13 protein-coding genes are annotated in these 16065 nt (G+C 64.3%); 6 read left to right on the forward strand and 7 right to left on the reverse strand.

The annotated features are described in order from the left end of the window. Window positions 1–139: 139 nt before the first annotated feature. Genes OKA05_RS04295 through OKA05_RS04315 form a run of 5 tightly spaced genes read right to left on the reverse strand, consistent with a single transcriptional unit; the run spans window position 140 to window position 8513 of the window. Window positions 140–1186, reverse strand: coding sequence for a methyltransferase (locus OKA05_RS04295; RefSeq protein WP_264485869.1), 1047 nt, complete (start codon window positions 1184–1186; stop codon window positions 140–142). 52 nt (window positions 1187–1238) lie between these two features. After that, window positions 1239–3668, reverse strand: a complete 2430-nt coding sequence (locus OKA05_RS04300) for an MMPL family transporter (RefSeq protein WP_264485870.1) — start codon at window positions 3666–3668, stop codon at window positions 1239–1241. A 60-nt stretch (window positions 3669–3728) separates the two neighbouring features. Continuing rightward, entirely contained in the window at window positions 3729–6557 is a 2829-nt protein-coding gene (locus tag OKA05_RS04305; protein WP_264485871.1) for a PA14 domain-containing protein, read from the reverse strand. Beyond that, the gene (locus OKA05_RS04310) at window positions 6558–7484 is read right to left on the reverse strand and encodes a DUF58 domain-containing protein (RefSeq protein WP_264485872.1); all 927 of its coding nucleotides are present in this window, start codon (window positions 7482–7484) and stop codon (window positions 6558–6560) included. 21 nt (window positions 7485–7505) lie between these two features. Next, on the reverse strand, window positions 7506–8513 hold the full coding sequence (locus OKA05_RS04315; protein WP_264485873.1) for an AAA family ATPase: 1008 nt from the start codon (window positions 8511–8513) through the stop codon (window positions 7506–7508). A gap of 129 nt (window positions 8514–8642) precedes the next feature. Here OKA05_RS04315 and OKA05_RS04320 point away from each other — a divergent pair, with 129 nt between their 5' ends. Both OKA05_RS04320 and OKA05_RS04325 read left to right on the forward strand, forming a co-directional pair. Then, window positions 8643–9440, forward strand: coding sequence for an MlaE family ABC transporter permease (locus OKA05_RS04320; protein WP_264485874.1), 798 nt, complete (start codon window positions 8643–8645; stop codon window positions 9438–9440). A 27-nt stretch (window positions 9441–9467) separates the two neighbouring features. Continuing rightward, window positions 9468–10706: a thymidine phosphorylase gene (locus tag OKA05_RS04325; protein ID WP_264485875.1), complete on the forward strand. Its 1239-nt coding sequence runs from the start codon at window positions 9468–9470 to the stop codon at window positions 10704–10706. 50 nt (window positions 10707–10756) lie between these two features. Here OKA05_RS04325 and OKA05_RS04330 read toward each other — a convergent pair whose 3' ends face one another. Together OKA05_RS04330 and OKA05_RS04335 are read right to left on the reverse strand one after the other, a co-directional pair. Next, window positions 10757–12427 carry an FG-GAP repeat protein gene (locus tag OKA05_RS04330; protein ID WP_264485876.1) on the reverse strand — a complete coding sequence of 557 codons (1671 nt, stop codon included), beginning with the start codon at window positions 12425–12427 and terminating at the stop codon, window positions 10757–10759. Between the two features lie 12 nt (window positions 12428–12439). Beyond that, entirely contained in the window at window positions 12440–13093 is a 654-nt protein-coding gene (locus OKA05_RS04335) for a 3-keto-disaccharide hydrolase (RefSeq protein ID WP_264485877.1), read from the reverse strand. A 142-nt stretch (window positions 13094–13235) separates the two neighbouring features. Here OKA05_RS04335 and OKA05_RS04340 point away from each other — a divergent pair, with 142 nt between their 5' ends. From OKA05_RS04340 to OKA05_RS04355, 4 genes are all read left to right on the forward strand, one after another. Continuing rightward, window positions 13236–13889 carry a phosphoribosylanthranilate isomerase gene (locus tag OKA05_RS04340; RefSeq protein ID WP_264485878.1) on the forward strand — a complete coding sequence of 218 codons (654 nt, stop codon included), beginning with the start codon at window positions 13236–13238 and terminating at the stop codon, window positions 13887–13889. A 57-nt stretch (window positions 13890–13946) separates the two neighbouring features. Next, window positions 13947–14369, forward strand: coding sequence for a hypothetical protein (locus OKA05_RS04345; RefSeq protein WP_264485879.1), 423 nt, complete (start codon window positions 13947–13949; stop codon window positions 14367–14369). Continuing rightward, the gene (locus OKA05_RS04350; protein WP_264485880.1) at window positions 14366–15166 is read left to right on the forward strand and encodes a metal ABC transporter ATP-binding protein; all 801 of its coding nucleotides are present in this window, start codon (window positions 14366–14368) and stop codon (window positions 15164–15166) included. Before OKA05_RS04345 ends, OKA05_RS04350 begins: the two co-directional genes overlap by 4 nt. 63 nt (window positions 15167–15229) lie before the next feature. Beyond that, window positions 15230–16060 carry a metal ABC transporter permease gene (locus OKA05_RS04355; RefSeq protein ID WP_264485881.1) on the forward strand — a complete coding sequence of 277 codons (831 nt, stop codon included), beginning with the start codon at window positions 15230–15232 and terminating at the stop codon, window positions 16058–16060. The last annotated feature ends 5 nt before the right edge of the window (window positions 16061–16065 follow it).

A 16065-nucleotide genomic window follows, 5' to 3' on the forward strand; every position in this document is an offset into this window, starting at 1 on the left:
CCACGCCGCCACGACCTGACCGTGACAATTCCGTGAACGCATTCCGCACGATGCAGCGCCAGCTCCCGGTCGCCAACAAAGCGGACCTCAGCCTTACCGCACTCTCACCTCACCCGGAATTTTCAAGCAGCTTCCCGACTCACGGCGATCCACCTTTCATTGCGTGCAGGAATCCACGGTGTGCCACGGTGTCGTGAAAGAGACCGACTCGGAACCCGAGGTCCGTCAGCACACCACCCAGCTCCATCGGCGTGTAGCATTTCCCCTGGGTGATGTTCATGAGCAGCGCCGAGTATTCCGCCACTGCCACCGGCCCGGACTTGTCATCGCGAATGAAGGCGTCGTGGATCACCAGCAGGCCGTCGGGCGCCAGAGCCTTTGCCGCCCTCTCCAGTAGCAGACGAACCTCCGGGAAATCCCAGTCGTGCAGGACATTCGACAGCAGGATGATCTCCGATTGCGGCCAGTCATTCGCGAACATGTCCGCGGTGATCACCTCCACCTTCTCTTCGAGTCCGTGGCGCGCGATCTCCGAACGAGTGATGACATCCACCGGTGACTGCTCCAGCACGCTCGCCCGCAATTGCGGATGGTGAGCGACAAGCGTGGACGAATAGATCCCAGAACCACCGCCGACATCCAGCAGCGTGCGACGCGGGCCTAACAGCGGCGTCAGTTCCCGGGCCAGCGCTTGACCGAAGACGAGACCGCGGGAGTTCATCAACTCGGTGAATTCGCGGGCGAACTCGGGATCGAGCATCGACTCGTGCCAGCCCTTACCATCGCTCTTCGCCTGCCAATTGCCGGGCTTGCCGGTTCTCAGGACATCGAGGAACCCCCGCACCACCGGCGTATCGCGCACCGGCACGAAGTAAGGCCCAAGGAACCACGGCGAGCCCTTCACCAGATGCTCGCGCCCCATCGGTGTAAGGCTTACCCGATTTGGGTCGCCTGCTACGAACCCATAGGCCCGGCACAGCGTGAGCATCACGTCGGTCGGACGTTCCTTGATGCCGAAGTGCTCCGCGATCGCAGCGGACGTCACGCCGGGATTCGCCTCCAGCCAAGTGAACAGATCCAAGTGAAGCAAGGCGGTAGCGATCAGCTCCGCGGCAAACTGACGGTCCCGCAGATCAAGGATGCCGCCGGGATCGGTAGCGGGAAATTGGTTGAGAAAGGCACTCACGGAACAAGGGCCTAATTGCGGGCCGTTGCCTTCACAAGGTGCATTCCTGTTCTCAGCGATCCGCGGGGCCCACTCCGCGGGCGTGCCACCCTGGCAGCAGGAAGATCGAGAAAGCCATGGAGAGCAGGATGCCTATGACCGCGACTTGTCCGAGGCTCACCAAGGCATCGCTGGATGAAAACATCAGCGAGCCGAAGCCGATGACGTTCGACGCACCGCAGAACAGCAGCGCCTTTCCCGTGCCGTTCCAGAGCTCCTTGAAGCACATGCCGGTGCGCCGCAGGGTAAGGGTGACGTGGATGGCGTAGTCGATGCCGGTGCCTAACAGGAGCGGGGTGGCCATCAGGTTGACGAAGTTCCACTTGAGGCCGAAGAGGGTCATGGCGGCGAGCAGGACGAGGGTGCTGATCACCATGGTGAAGAGGGCCAATGACACATCGCGGATACGGCGGAAGATGAGGAACATCATGCCTAACAGAAGCACGCCCATCGGGACGAGCATGCGGGTCATGTCATCCTTCACGAGGCCGGCAATGGCGGGCTTGAAAAGACTCCAGCCACTGAGCCAGATGCCCTCCGCATTCAGCGCGCGCAGGCGTGGGTAGCCGGGAGTGAGAGGATCGACCGACGGATCGGGCAGGACGGAGCCGAGGACGAGTCCTCCGCCCTGCGTTTCATCGCGTTGGAGAAAAAGGCGCATGATTTCCCGCGCGGCGGGTGAAGCGGGATAGAAGCCGGGCTCGGCCTTCTCCAGAAAGCCAAGGATCTGCCGCCCGAGAGCGGTGCCCTCCTCCGTGAAGCCCGTGGCATCCGCGGCAGCGAGGAGGCGCGGGGCATCGCGTGCCATGGCGAGGAGCACGGCGCGGTTCTCTTCTTGCTTCACGGGGTCCGGCCACCAGGCGGCGGGCAGGCTGGATTCGAGAAGGACGCCATCTTTCCCGGCTTGAGCGAGCCGGCTCTCAGCCTCGCGGAGGCGGGCAAGCATGGTGGCATCGTCGGGAGCTTGGACGACGATGCGGAGAAGGCGCGGATCCTTGTCCGGGAACTTCTCGCGCATGCGCTCGAAACCTTCCATCGCGGTGCTGTTCCGCGGGCGCATGATCTTGGAATCGAACTCAACGCCCGGCATCCCTTTCCAAGCGAGAACCGCGAGGGCGAGGCCACTGATGGCCGCGGTGATGAGCCAGGAATTCCGGCGGTCCGGAATCCACTTCGCCTCGTCCTCGGCCGGGGCGCGATCGACGCCGAATCTCGCGACCCACGGGAGGTAAAACACGATCATGAGAACGCCGGCGGCGAGCAACCCCCAGCCGACGATGGAACCGAGCTGGGCCATGCCCGGCAGGCCGCCGAGATTCAGGGCGGAGAAAACGACGGCGGTGGTGAGGGCTCCACAGAGCACCGGCCTGCCGCTGGCATGGAGGAGCTTCTTCCGATCGTGCCCGGCGACCTTCGCTTCCTGGCAGATGACGAGCCCGTAGTCGGTGGCGAGGCCGATGAGGATTTCCGCCGAAGCGAGCGCCATGATGGAGAGCTCGCCATAGACCCACCCGGCGACGCCGAGGGCAACCGCGAAGACGAGGCACAGGGTGAGCACCAAGCCGTGAAGAAGCATCAACCGGCGCTGCATCCACCAGAACAGCAAGGCGATGAGCGTGAGGGTGAGACCGATGGAGCCGCTCATGTCCTTCTCCATTGCCAGGCCGATTTCCGAGGAGAAGGCGGGCTCGCCGGTCAGGGAAATGCGAGTGCTGGGTGATACCGGTGCAGAGGGATCGTGGGTGGCGGTATCTTGAGCGGCTTGCCAGTTCGCGATGGAGGCGCGGACCTGATCGAGCCAAGCTCCCGCTTCGCGATAGCCGGGAATCTCGCGCGGAGCATCGAGGAAGATCAGATGCGCGGTGCCGTCGGCACTGGAGAAATTCGCACCGCCGCCACCGGAGGAAGAGCCGAGGACATCGGCCACGGCGGGATGAGCGAGGAACCCGAAAGGATCATGCGCCTGAAGCGCGAGGTCTTGGCCGGACAGGGAGGTTGCGATTTCCTCAAGCGCGGCATCGAGCGTGGCCTGGGAATTTTCCGCCGAGAGACGACCGGCGAGAGCACGGACCTCAGCGGGGTCACCGTTCAGCCAGAGGTAGGCAAGCAGTTCGGAGAGTCCCTGCGGATCGGCCGTCCACTGCGGTTGCCAGCGGGCGCGTTTGACGACGCCGTCCTTCTCCAGATGCGCCGCGAGGGACTGGGCGAGCTTGGCGGGGCTGTGCTCTTCATCGTGGTCCCCGCCGGCGACCCCCGTCTCCAGCAGGAGAATGGCTTCATCCTGCCGGGCGAAAGCCTGATGCTGAGCCTTGAGCCCCTTCACCTCCGGCAGCTCGCCGGGCAGCATCGAAAGGATGTCGGTGTCGAACCGCAACCGCGTGATTCCCAGCGCCGCGACGGCAATCGCCGCGAGGAGCATGAGATGAAGCCACCACTTCCGCATGGCGGGGAAGCTGAAGAGCCAAGCAGCAAGTGCCAAGCGCCAACGGGAGGGGAGAACGTGTCAACGCCGGCCACCCCAAACGGCGTCCCCCCCGAAATCGACGCGGACGTCTTCCGCGGTGCGGCGGTTGCGGGAGACCCAGCGGGCCAGCACGCTCTCCAACAGGAACAGGATGAAGCCGGCGACCGCGAGCAGCTTCCAGATTTCGCGGCCGAAGCCCTTTCCCTGAAGCACGCCGATCATGTCGCCGACGGAGGCGGGCTGGAGCAGGTCCGCGTGCTTGCGGACCAGCGCGAGGTCATCGGGAGTCCGCGGCTCGAAGTGGCTTTCACCGGGATCGCGGAGGACCGCGACTGGAAGGGTAGCCTTGGCAGGCAGACTGAGCAAAGCTTGGAGTTCCTCGTCTGGCGTGAGCTGATAGATCCCGGGCACGGCGGCTCCGTCGATGGCAAGTTCACGACCGACGCGGGCGGGGCGCAGCACCGCTTGGCGCGGCAGGCCGGTGGGATCGAGCACACGCATCGGCTCGCCGGCTTCGCGTGGCTTTTCGGGGCGGAAAGCGTGCGCGGGGATGACCTGGCGAGATCCGCCAGGTGGAGTCCAGTACAGCCGGACGTAGGCATCGCCGCCTTCCTCGTAATACTTGGCTTGGACAGGAACCGGCTTCCCCTTTTCCAGCATGACCTTGCCCAGATCCTTCCGTCCCCAGCCAGTCTCGAAGGCCTGGCTGTCACCGAGACGAAGCTGCAGCACATCGTCCACTTCCGCCGAAAGCTCGTACTCGCCGGTGGCCGGCGCGACGAGTTGGCCCCTCCATTCGATCGAGAATCGGTCACCCGGCAGGCGCTGGTCCGGCTTTCCGTCGCCCCAGCGGAAGTCGATCGAGGGATCGGTGCGGACGAATTTCGGCTTCCCCTTCCATTCGCGGTTCGGCCAGTAGCTGGCGGTCAGCCCACCGGATGAGCCATGCAGGGCCACCGACGGGCTCCACGCGGCGTCGACATTCAGCTCCGCCCCGCGGCCCGCGGTCCAAGCGACGAGTTCATGGAGCAGCGGCACGAACCCGCGCAGCGCCGGGAGATTCCCCGAGCGGGCATCGAAGGCGCAGGTCGCCAGCAAAGTACGACCATTGCCGTAGTTCTTTGCAGCCAGGAAAGGATCGCCATTGGCAAAGGCCGCAGCCTGCACGCCCCCGGTCGGCTCGCCGGTCTTGTGCCACTGCTTCACCTTGGCGGTGGCGAGGTCGGAGTTCTTCTCGTCCTTGAAAAGCGCGACCGCTTCATGAAGGAAGGTGGCGGGCGACGGAGAGACGCCCTCGGCATCGACCGCGATCTCGCCAAGGGGCATCGGCAGCAAGGGGCCGTCGCCTCCCGTCCATTGGTTGTAGAATGCGGCCTCGACTCGAGGTCCGGCAATGACGAGGAGTCCAGTGCCATCGGCGATCTTGGCGGCGATCTTCGACGCGAGTCGCTCCGGCAAGCGCGGGACATCGGCCAACACAATGACCGCGCGGTCTTCCAGATCCTCTTCCTTCAATTCCGGTGCCGGGACCACCTCGGGGTCCATCAGATACCCTTCCCCGGCGGTCCTCCCACGGCGCAAGTTCGACGAAGGGGCCAAAGCGAAGGCGGAATAGCCGGCGGCGCGCTCGAAGAAGGAACCGGCCGGGTTCCCATCGACTAACAGCACCGGGAGATTGCCGCGGACATGGATCACGCGCTCGGCCTTGTCGTCGGCAGAGAGATCGTCGCGGGCATCGAGACGGGCTGCGACGGCCTGCGGCCCGGGCTGCGAGAATTTATGGCGGAACTCGACGGTCTCCTTCTGTCCGGCGACGAGCAAACCAACCGGCTTCTCCCCAACCTTCGCGCCGCCGATCTCCAAGCTCACCGGACCGGGCGTAACCGCTTCGGTGCCGGTATTCTCGACGGTCACCCGCAAGGTCACCTCGCGGTCGGTGCCGACAATGCTCCGCGAGGTCTCGACGCCGGCGATGGAGACATTGCGCAAGCTGCTAGAAACGCCGAAGTCGCGGAGCAGCAGCTTTGGCTTCGAGGGCATCGCCTTCCACGCCTCACCGAGACCGTCCCACGCATTCGGATTGTCGAAGCGCCAGCCCGTGCGCTGGGCATCGGTGAAGACCACGATTTCCTTCGAGGCATTGGTGCCCTCAGCAAGGCCGAGCGTGGCAACGCCGAGGGCCTCGTGGGCGCGGAAGGTGCCGCCGATGGGCCTGAGCGAATCCAACACGCCAAGAACATCCGCACGATGCGTCAGCGGAGCCGCGGTCTTCGCCTCGGGCGCCGGTCCACCGAGCACGACGAGAAAGGCGGTGCCGCGCGGAGCTTCCTTCACGAGCTGCTTCGCCTCCTCCACGGCGCGGGTGAAGACCGTCTTGCCGTCCATGGAGAGCTCCATCGACGAGGAGGCATCGATAACAAGCGCGACGTCGCGCCTGCCACTGGCCTCGAAGCGCTTCAAGTTCAGCGTGCGTTCGAGGAGGATCAGCCCGACCGCGGCAAGCAGGAGCACGGCCGAGGAAAGCCGCAGGATCCATTTCGCCTTCCCCCCGAGAACAAAGGATCCACCTAACAGGGCAATGCCTACCAGCGCCGCGGGTAGGACGAACAGCCACGGAACACTGGAGTCCGGCGGAACAAAAGGCCGGGCAATGGCCAGCGCAACCAGCCCTAACAGGAGGCAGCGCGCGGCCATGAGCAGCAGGTCCTCCCACTCCATCTTGCGACGGCGCATGGCGACCGTGTCGAAGAGGAACCGCATCGCACCCCACTCGATCGGCTTCGCGGCCTGGCGGCGGACGAGGTGGATGATGATCGGGACCGCAACCGCACCGAGACCGGCCAAAAGCCATGGATTAAGGAAAAGCATCTATTTCCGCCCTCCGAAGTAGCGCAGCAGGGTGTCCCGCAGCGGGTTTTTCGTGTTCACGGGCACGTAGTCGGCGCGGAGCTTGCCGCACGCGGAATCGATGCGCTTCACGAACTCGCGGATCTTTTCAAGATAGGCCGCACGCACGGCCTGCGGGTCGATGCGAAGCATGGCCTCGATGCCCTCCAGATCACGGAAGCGCTGGAAGTTCTTGAACGGAAAAGTCAGCTCCTCCTCGGCCATCAGGTGGAAAATCACCAGTTCATGCTGCCGGAAGTCGAAATGGTGGAGCGCCTCGATGATCTTTGCCGGGTCATCGAAGAGGTCGCTAATCAGAATGACTAGACCACGCTTCGGAATGCGCTCAGCCACGCCATGGAGGACGCTGCCGACATCGGTGTCGGCCCCGGCTTCGATGGCATGGAGATCCTCCAGAATGCGCCGCACCTGGCTAGGCCGGCTACCGGCGCGGATGAAGCTGCGGACCTCCTTGTCGAACGTGACCAGCCCTGCGGCATCCCCCTGCTTCACAAACAGATACGCCAGCGCGGCGGCGAGGTGCTTGGCGTAGTCGAGCTTCGACAGCGGCTGATCCCCTACCGTCGCGGCGTGGTCGCCCACGTATTTCATCGACCCGGACACATCGACGGCCAGCGTCGCACGCAGGTTGGTTTCCTCGATGTACTGGCGGATGACATTGTGGTCACTCTTGGCCATGACCCGCCAATCGAGGTCCTTCGGGTCGTCCCCGGGGACGTATTGGCGGTGCTCGGCGAACTCGACCGAGAAGCCCTTGTCCGGCGAGCTGTGGCGGCCCGTTAGAGTGCCCTGCATCCGGCGGCGGGCATACCACTCGAGCCGCTTCATCACGCCCATCGTCTCCGCGGGGAGCAGGCGCATGCAGTCGGGAAGCTTCAGGGAATCCATGAAAAATGGGTCTTATGGGGCCTATACGACCAATTCTTCACGCGGAGCCAAGACCTTCACCAGCCGCTTGATCACATCGTCGCTGGTCACCCCGGCCGCCTCGGCATTGAAGGTAGTGAGCACACGGTGACGGAGCACCGGAGTCGCGATCGCCGCGACGTCGGCGGTCGTGGCATGAAAGCGACCGCGCAGCACGGCATGGGCTTTCGCCGCGGAAATAAGGCTGATCCCCGCACGCGGGCCCGCCCCCCAGCCAACCATCTCCTTCACGAAGTCCGGCGCCGACACATCCTTCGGGCGGGTCGCGCGGGCCAGCTTCGCGGCGAAGTCGATGACGTGATCACCCACCGGCACACGCTTCACCACCTGCTGGAGGTGAAGGATCTCTTCAGCATTCATCAGCGGGGTGATCTGGGTATCGCTCGGGCTGGTGACGCGGCGGATGATCTCGCGCTCCTCCTCCTCGCTCGGGTAATCGACGAGAATGTTAAAGAGGAAGCGGTCGAGCTGCGCTTCCGGTAGCGGGTAGGTGCCCTCCTGCTCGATCGGGTTCTGGGTCGCGAGGACGAAGAACGGTTTGGGCAAATTCAGCGTGTGCTCGCCGACGGTCACATGGTGCTCCTGCATCGCCTCCAGCAGGGCCGCCTGGGTCTTCGGCGGGGTGCGGTTGATTTCGTCCGCCAGCACCAGATTCGAAAAGATCGGCCCGTGGACGAAACGGAAGCCGCGCCGGCCGGTCTCGGGATCGACCTCGAGCACATCCGTGCCGGTGATGTCCGCCGGCATCAGATCGGGCGTGAATTGGATGCGCTTGAAACCGAGATCAAGGGCCCGCGACAGGGTCGAAACCAGCAGCGTCTTGGCCAAACCGGGCACCCCCACGAGCAGGGCATGGCCACGGCAGAAAATCGCCATCAGCGCCTGCTCTACGACCTGTTCCTGCCCGACAATGACGCGACCGAGCTCGCTCTTCATCTGCCGGTAGGTCGCGTGAAGCTTTTCGACCGCCGCCTTGTCGTCGTTGATCATGATCCGGCGACTACGCGGAGGGGTTTCAGCAAATTGCAGTCTAAAAATCCGGATCTGTCATTTTTCCCAAAGCGCCGGATTTCACGGTCGCGCTAGCCAAGCGGCGGCTGGCTCCGTTAGCCTGCGTCCGTGGCGTTCCTGGAGTTCCTCGGCGGCTTGGTGACGGGCTTTCTCCGCTATTTGGGGGAAGTCGGGATCCTCGTGAGCGGGATTTTCGAGTCGTTCCTCAAGGGAAAGATCCGCTGGCGGATCGTAATGCAGCAAATTGTCGAGATCGGCTACCGGTCCCAGCCGGTGGTGATGCTCACGGGTGCGTTTACCGGCGCGGTGCTGGCGGCGCAGTCGCTGTTCCAGTTCAGCGCCTTGAATATGGAAACGGGGGCGGGTGCGCTGGTCAGCGTGGCCATGCTCCGCGAACTCGGCCCCTCGGTCACTGCCCTGATGCTGGCCGGCCGGGTCGGCGCCGCGATGGCCGCGGAGATCGGCACCATGCAGGTCACCGAACAAGTCGATGCCTTGCGCTCGATGGGCGTGCACCCGGTGGATTACCTCGTCACGCCGCGGGTGATCGCTATGGTGATCGCCATCCCGCTGCTGATCGGCGAATCGGCAGCGCTGGGAATCGGGGCCTCCGTCTTGGTCGGGACCGGCCCCTTCAATGTGAACCCGGCCTACTGGATGAGCCAGATGAGCAAGCACACCGACCTGACCGACGTCTCGATCGCGCTGATCAAGGGCCTCGTCTTCGGACTGCTTATCGTCGCCATTTCCTGCCACCAGGGCCTGCGTGCCAGCGGCGGAGCGGTCGGCGTCGGCCGCTCCACCACCCAGGCGATGGTTTACTCCGCGCTGGCCATCCTGGTCTTCAATTTCTTCCTGACCCTGCTGCTGAACATGCTCTTCCCGGCGGGACTGAGCCGATTCTAACCGGCTTGGATCCGGGCCTCAGCTGCCATGAAACTCCACGTCCCCACCCTGATCGCCCGCAAGCGCGAGGGCGAAACGCTCGATCCGGCAGAGATCCGCAAGCTGATCGAGGGCTACACCAGTGGCGAAATCCCGGACTACCAGATGTCCGCCTTCGCGATGGCGGTCTTTTTCCGCGGGATGGACGCCGTCGAGACCGCCGCGCTGACCCGCGCGATGCTGGAAAGCGGCGACGTCTTCCACCACCGCGACGGCCACCCGAAGGTCGTCGACAAGCACTCCACCGGCGGCATCGGCGACAAGGTCTCACTCATCCTCGCCCCACTCGTGGCCTGCACCGGCGTATGGGTGCCGATGGTTTCCGGCCGTGGCCTCGGCATCACCGGCGGCACTCTCGACAAACTGGAGTCGATTCCCGGCTTCAAGGTCGGCATCTCGATCCCGGAGGCGCAGGATTTGTTAGAGAAGCTCGGCGTCGTGATGATGGGCCAGACCGACCGCTTCTGCCCGGCCGACAAGAAGCTCTACGCCCTGCGCGACGTGACCGGCACCGTGCCCTCGATCCCCCTGATCACCGCCTCGATCATGTCAAAGAAGCTCGCCGAGTCGCTCGACACGCTGGTGCTGGACGTGAAGTTCGGCACGGGTGCCTTCATGAGGACCGAGGCCGAGGCCCGGGTGCTGGCCGATTCGATGATCGCAGTCGGCAAGGAAATGGGCGTCGAGGTCCACGCCGTCCTCAACCCGATGAGCGAGCCACTCGGCCGCGCGGTGGGAAATGCACTCGAAGTCATCGAATCACTGGAATGCTTGGAAGGCCGTGGCCCAGCAGACCTGCGCAAGCTGGTGCTGGACCTTTCCGAGAAGATCGCCCCGGTCTCCCGCAAGGACTTGGAGCGATTGTTAGACGACGGAAGCGCGCGGCGAAAGTTCGATGAGATCGTCGCCTCTCATGGCGGCAATCCCGCCGACTTGCCGAAGCTCTCGCAAATCCATCACGCCCCGGTGATCCGCGACTTCCCCGCCTCGGACACCGGCACGGTGATGCAGGTCGATGCCGGTCTCGTAGGCCAAGCCGCCTTGCAACTCGGTGCCGGCCGCGCCCGAGCGACGGACGGCGTCGATCATGCGGTGGGCTTCGATCACTTCGTGAAATGCGGCGAGCACATCCACCAAGGCCATCCACTGTGCCGCATCCACGCCCGCACTGCGGTCGATTTCGAGATCGCGGAAGCGTTATTGGAAAAGGCCATCCGCATCGGTTGACTCACGGACGTCCTACCTGGGCCAAGCGGTGCGGCGCTCGGTGGGCCATCTCAAGGCGTCGTCACCTTCACGCGGCCCAACCGTGCGCTCGCATCGGTCGGCGGAATGTCCCGAATGGTGACGCGCTCCCAAAAGGAATCAATTGGCGTGACAACCTCCGGGCCGGCCGGCGTGAACCAACCGGAACCCTCCCCTTCTTCCAGGGTGCTTGAAAATTGCGGCGCATAGGTCAGTTCGTGGTCCACCACGTTGGTGCGGCGCAAATACTCCAGGCTCAGCACCGGCTTCCCCTCCTCCTCCTCCGACAACAGCATCACCGGGAGACTGCCGGATTGCCCGACCGTCACCGGCACAACGCCGCCACTCTTGGTCGGGTCGAGGGAAAAGGCCCGCTCGAGCAAGTTGACCACGCCATCATGGTCCGGGTCCGCGTCATCGGCCGCATCGCCTGCACTGTCGACGTTCGCGAAATACGAGTGACGCCAGCGTTGCGGCTGTGTGGGATTGACGACGGCTCGAAACGAATGCGCGCTGCCCTCTGCGGCGCTCTCTCCCGGATCGGCCACAATGACGGCATCGCCTTCCATCGCCACCGAGCTGCCAAACTCGCCCTGCGCCGACGGGTGGACGGCTGAGAAGCGATTCAATGCCGCAAATGCGAGATCACCTTCGCCGTAGAGCCAGCTACTACCGGCATGGTAGATACCCTCTCCCACCACGAGGGGTTCCAAGGAATGACATGCCCCGACCAGCGCGCGGTCCCCGGAAAGGGCAACCGAACAGCCGAAGGCATGGTAAGCCAAGCCTGCAGCCGTACCCAGCTTCTCCGCCGGCACCCAGTCGGAACCATTGAGACGGAAGACATAAGCGGATCCGACATAGCCATCCGCGCCGGTGGCACCAACGATCGCCTTGCCCCCCTTTAGCGCGACCGCCGTGCCGAAGAAACCGTCCGTCACCGGGTCAGTAGCATTCCATGCGGATAGCTGGCTCCAGCTCGTCCCATTGCGGCGGAAGAAATACACGCTGCCATTGTTAGACAGCCCTCCGCTGTCGTGACTCTCCGCACCGATCAAGGCAACATCACCATCGAGCGCCACCGCGCAGCCGAAGCGATCATGCGGCTGGGTCGCGAGTCCAGTCAGCTTCTGCTGCTGACTCCATGCCGTGCCGCTCCGCACAAAGACATACGCTGCACCAGTACCGTTGCCCTTGTTCTCCGCGCCAACAAGAACGGTTTCACCGGAAAGCGCAACGGAGACACCGAAGTGATCATCCATCGCCACGTCCGCCGCGGTGATCTTCGCCTGCTGTGTCCACACGCTGCCGCTGCGGGTATAGACATAGACGCTTCCCGAGTTGAGCACCGAAGCCGAGGCGTCGTCATGCGTCGCGCCAATGACCAGCGTATCGCCCACTAGCGCCACCGAGGAGCCGAAGCGATCCCCTGCTGCCGCGTCGGCAGGCATCAACTTCACCTGCAGGACCCATGTGCCGCCGCTACGGACAAACACCGACACGCTTCCCACGTCATTGCCCACCGAAGAATCATCGAAACACGCGGCCACCGCGAGCGTGGTCCCGGAAACCGCGAGAGCATTGCCAAACCCATCCTGCGCCACCCCATCACTCTGCTGGATCTTCTGCTCGAACGAGAGCAAGGCATCATCCGCGAACAGGGACGGCGACAAGAGAAGCAGGAGCGAAAGAGCAGCCTTCATGAGGATGAGAATTCAGAGGGCCTTGAAGCGTAGGTTGCGCCAGCGGACCTTGCACGAGGCCCCCGAGTGGACCTGCAGGGCGAAGAAGCCCTCCTTCAGATACAGCGTGTTAGTCTCCGTGTAGTCCGACCGCGGCTGGCCATTCAGCCAAATGCGCACGCGGCTGCCTTGGCACAGCACCCGGATCTGATTCCAGCCGTCCGCCCGGAAGAGCTGCTTGCCCTGCGCCGTGAAATCGCGGGCCGCCTCGGTGGTCGTCGATCCCCCCGCGGGAAACAGCCAACCGCGGCGGGCCTCATCATAGAGCCCGGCAGTCCACGCACGGCTGGTGCTATTGTCGTGCTCGCATTGATATCCGGTAGTCCTGCCGCTTACCAACTCCGCACGAAACATCGCGCCGGAGTTCCCGCTGAGATCGTCGAACTTCATCTCGAAGCGAAAGTCGAAATCGAAGGCGGTCAGATTTGTGCGGAGGAAGGTATTGCTCCCGACATTCACGCCGTTGCCGACGATGCAGCCGTCCTCCACGGAAAACTGGCCATTGCCGCCTACCTTCGTCCAACCGGTCAGATCCGTGCCATTGAAGAGAGCAGTGAAGCCGGTCTCGGGTGCCGCCGCCAGGGGCAGCAGGAGCGATAGGGAGGTGAGCAGAACGCGCAACATCATGGCCGGGATCCAAGCATCCACCGCGAGGAGGGATTGGCAAACGACGATCCTCAAAGCTCCCCGGCTCCATGCAGGCGAAACTTCCCCCATCTATCCGAAGGACGGGCTTGGCAGCAAGGCATCCCGCGCCAATCTTCCGCCCGTGAGCCCCGACCGCTTCCTTTCTCCTGCCGCAGCCTCACTGAAGATCTGCGGGGTGACCCTCGCCAAGGACGCCGAGCGTCTGGCAGAACTCGGCGTGGAGGCCCTCGGTGCGAATTTCTGGCCGAACTCGAAGCGCTACCTCGCTCCGGAGCGAGCAGGCTTCCTGAAGGAACTCGAGGGTCGAATCCTCCGTGTCGGCGTGTTTGTGAATCCCGATCTCAAGCTGCCCGCCCGTCTTTTCCGCGAGGGATTGATCGACGTTGTCCAACTCCATGGCGATGAGACGCCCGATGACGTGGTCCGCCTGAAAGAGGCCGGCATTCCGGTGATCAAGGCCCTCGGCGTGCGTGCCTTGGGCGACTTGCAGCGTGCCCACGAATTCGGTGCCGATGGCATCCTGCTCGATGCCCACGCGCCCGGCGTCTACGGCGGCACCGGCGAGACAATCGACTGGACCTTGGCGCGACGCTTTGTGGAGGAGAATCAGGAGCTACCGGTCATCCTCGCCGGCGGGATCACCCCCGACAACGCCGCCGCAGCGATCGCCGCCGTCCGCCCCGCCGCTCTCGACGTCGCCTCCGGAGCCGAGGAAAGCCCCGGCGTGAAGGATTTCGAGAAGGTGGAAGCGCTGCTTACGGCCTTCGGCGAGTAACCCATATCGCAAATCGCTTGCATCTGCGACCTTTCCGCGTGAAGGATTCCGGCGACGATGCGTGGCTCACCTCTGTTGCGAACTCTGGCCGTTCTAGTCGCCCTGCTGCTGGCCGGCATCGGGCTGGCCCGGCTGACAGCGCCCGCGGCGACACAAGCGACCGTCACCTCGGTGCCTCAGGACGAGCCTGAATCGTCCGCGATCCGCCCCGCCACCTTTGACCTGCTACTCTCCGGCACGGCGAAACGCGTGACACTTGAAGCCGGCGGCCCTCCCCTGACCTTTGAAAACACGGCCGGTCCGCTCACCGGAAAGCTCGCGCTCTCCGCGGATAAGCCGACGATCTTCCTCGTGGTCGAGTGGGCCGAGGCCGCCGCCGGCCATCGTTTCGCCAAGCTGCGCTTTGAGGTGCCCGGCCAGGAAACCCGCGAGCATGTCTTCAGTGCGCCCGGCAACATCGACGACCTCTGGGAACCATGAGCCACGAGCACCACGACTGCTGCGCCCATCACGCGCATCACCACGAGCTGGTGATCGATTCGCTGCGCGTCTACTACCGCGATACGCTGGCGCTCGATGACGTTTCCTTCGCCACCTCCTGCGGCAACCGCGTCGCGCTGGTGGGTCCCAATGGCGCGGGCAAGAGCACGCTGCTCAAGGCCATCGCCGGCCTCGTCCCGCGCACCGGTGGCAATATCCGCTGGCGCGGCAGCGCGGTGAAGCGCTGGTCGCGCGAATTCGCTTACCTGCCGCAGCGGGAGGAAGTGGACTGGTCCTTTCCCATCACCGTCCGCGGTCTGGTGGAAATGGGGCGCTATCCGCAGACCGGCATGTGGCGGCGCTTCCGGCCCGAGGACGATGCCGCCGTCGATACCGCGCTGGCCTCGCTGGATTTGCTCGATCTCCAGAAACGCCAGATCCGCGAACTCTCGGGGGGCCAGCAGCAGCGCGCCTTCCTGGCGAGAGCACTTGCGCAGGAGGCGCACGTTCTCTTGTTAGATGAGCCTTTCACCGGGCTGGACCGCAATGCCTCTCGGCAGCTCGGTGAGCTGTTAGCCAAGTTGTCCCAAGAGGGCCGGCTGGTGATCGCCTCCCACCACGATCTTTCCACCGTGCCGAAGTTGTTCGACTTGGCGCTGCTGCTGAAGACCCGCCCGATTGCTTTCGGCCCTGCTGCCGAGGCCTTGGCGGAAGCCAACATCGATCTCGCCTTCGGCCACGTCAGCGACCGGGAAGACCGGGCCGCTCCGCAGCCGACTGGCGCTTCGGCACTCTGATTGGAACGCGTCATCTCAATTCCCCACTCTCCCAATCACTCAATCTCCCAATCTCCGTCATCCTTGGACCTGCTCTCCAATCCCTTTTACCAACGCGCCCTCGCCGCTGCGGTGCTGATCGGCTTCACGAACGGCTTCTTCAGCGGAATTGTGATCCTGCGGCGCAATGCGCTGTCGGTGAGCGCGCTGTCGCACACCATGCTGCCCGGCATCACGCTCGGCATCCTGATCACCGGAGTGTTGACCCAGTTCAGCGCCTTCGTCGGCGCGTTGTTCGCGGCACTGATGGTCGGGCTCGGCTCGGTCGCGGTCGCGCGGGGCAATCGGGTCTCGCAAGGCACAGCGCTGGCGGTGATCTATACCACGGCGTTTGCCGCGGGCGTGGCACTGCTGCCACGGCTGGATACCCGGCAGGAGCTGGAGCACTGGCTATTCGGCGACATCATGGCGGTGGGAAATGCCGACATCTGGGTGGCCTTCGGGATCGGCGTCGTCACCCTGCTGGTGGCGAACCTGCTGATGCGACCGCTGCTACTCACGATGTTCGAACCAAACGTCGCAGCAGCCCAGGGCGTGCCAGTACGATTCATCCAGTACTTGATGTTCGCTTTGTTGGTGCTTTCGCTGGTCGCCTCGCTGCAAGCGGTCGGCTGCGTGCTGTCCGTCGGCATGCTGGTCGCCCCGGCGGCCACCGTCTCGCTGCTGACGGACCGGACCTCCGCGCTCTTTTGGGGGGGCGGAGCGCTCGGCGCCATCGGTGCCGCAGCCGGCGTGCTCTTGTCCGGTCCGCTCGGCATGGCCCCCGGCCCGGTGATCGTGATGCTGCTCGGCGTGCTGTTCCTGCTGGCGTGGATTTTCAGCCCGCGCTACGGATTGATCGCGGCCCGGAGGTAGGAATG

Origin of the sequence: Luteolibacter arcticus (assembly GCF_025950235.1) — a bacterium.
Taxonomy (GTDB): Bacteria; Verrucomicrobiota; Verrucomicrobiia; order Verrucomicrobiales; family Akkermansiaceae; genus Haloferula; species Haloferula arctica.

Coding starts and splice junctions, on each gene's coding strand:
- OKA05_RS04350 (WP_264485880.1), top strand. CDS start 14,366: ATGAGCCACGAGCACCACGACTGCTGCGCCCATCACGCGCATCACCAC.
- OKA05_RS04305 (WP_264485871.1), bottom strand. CDS start 6,557: ATGCTTTTCCTTAATCCATGGCTTTTGGCCGGTCTCGGTGCGGTTGCG.
- OKA05_RS04345 (WP_264485879.1), top strand. CDS start 13,947: ATGCGTGGCTCACCTCTGTTGCGAACTCTGGCCGTTCTAGTCGCCCTG.
- OKA05_RS04310 (WP_264485872.1), bottom strand. CDS start 7,484: ATGGATTCCCTGAAGCTTCCCGACTGCATGCGCCTGCTCCCCGCGGAG.
- OKA05_RS04325 (WP_264485875.1), top strand. CDS start 9,468: ATGAAACTCCACGTCCCCACCCTGATCGCCCGCAAGCGCGAGGGCGAA.
- OKA05_RS04335 (WP_264485877.1), bottom strand. CDS start 13,093: ATGATGTTGCGCGTTCTGCTCACCTCCCTATCGCTCCTGCTGCCCCTG.
- OKA05_RS04330 (WP_264485876.1), bottom strand. CDS start 12,427: ATGAAGGCTGCTCTTTCGCTCCTGCTTCTCTTGTCGCCGTCCCTGTTC.
- OKA05_RS04315 (WP_264485873.1), bottom strand. CDS start 8,513: ATGATCAACGACGACAAGGCGGCGGTCGAAAAGCTTCACGCGACCTAC.
- OKA05_RS04300 (WP_264485870.1), bottom strand. CDS start 3,668: ATGCGGAAGTGGTGGCTTCATCTCATGCTCCTCGCGGCGATTGCCGTC.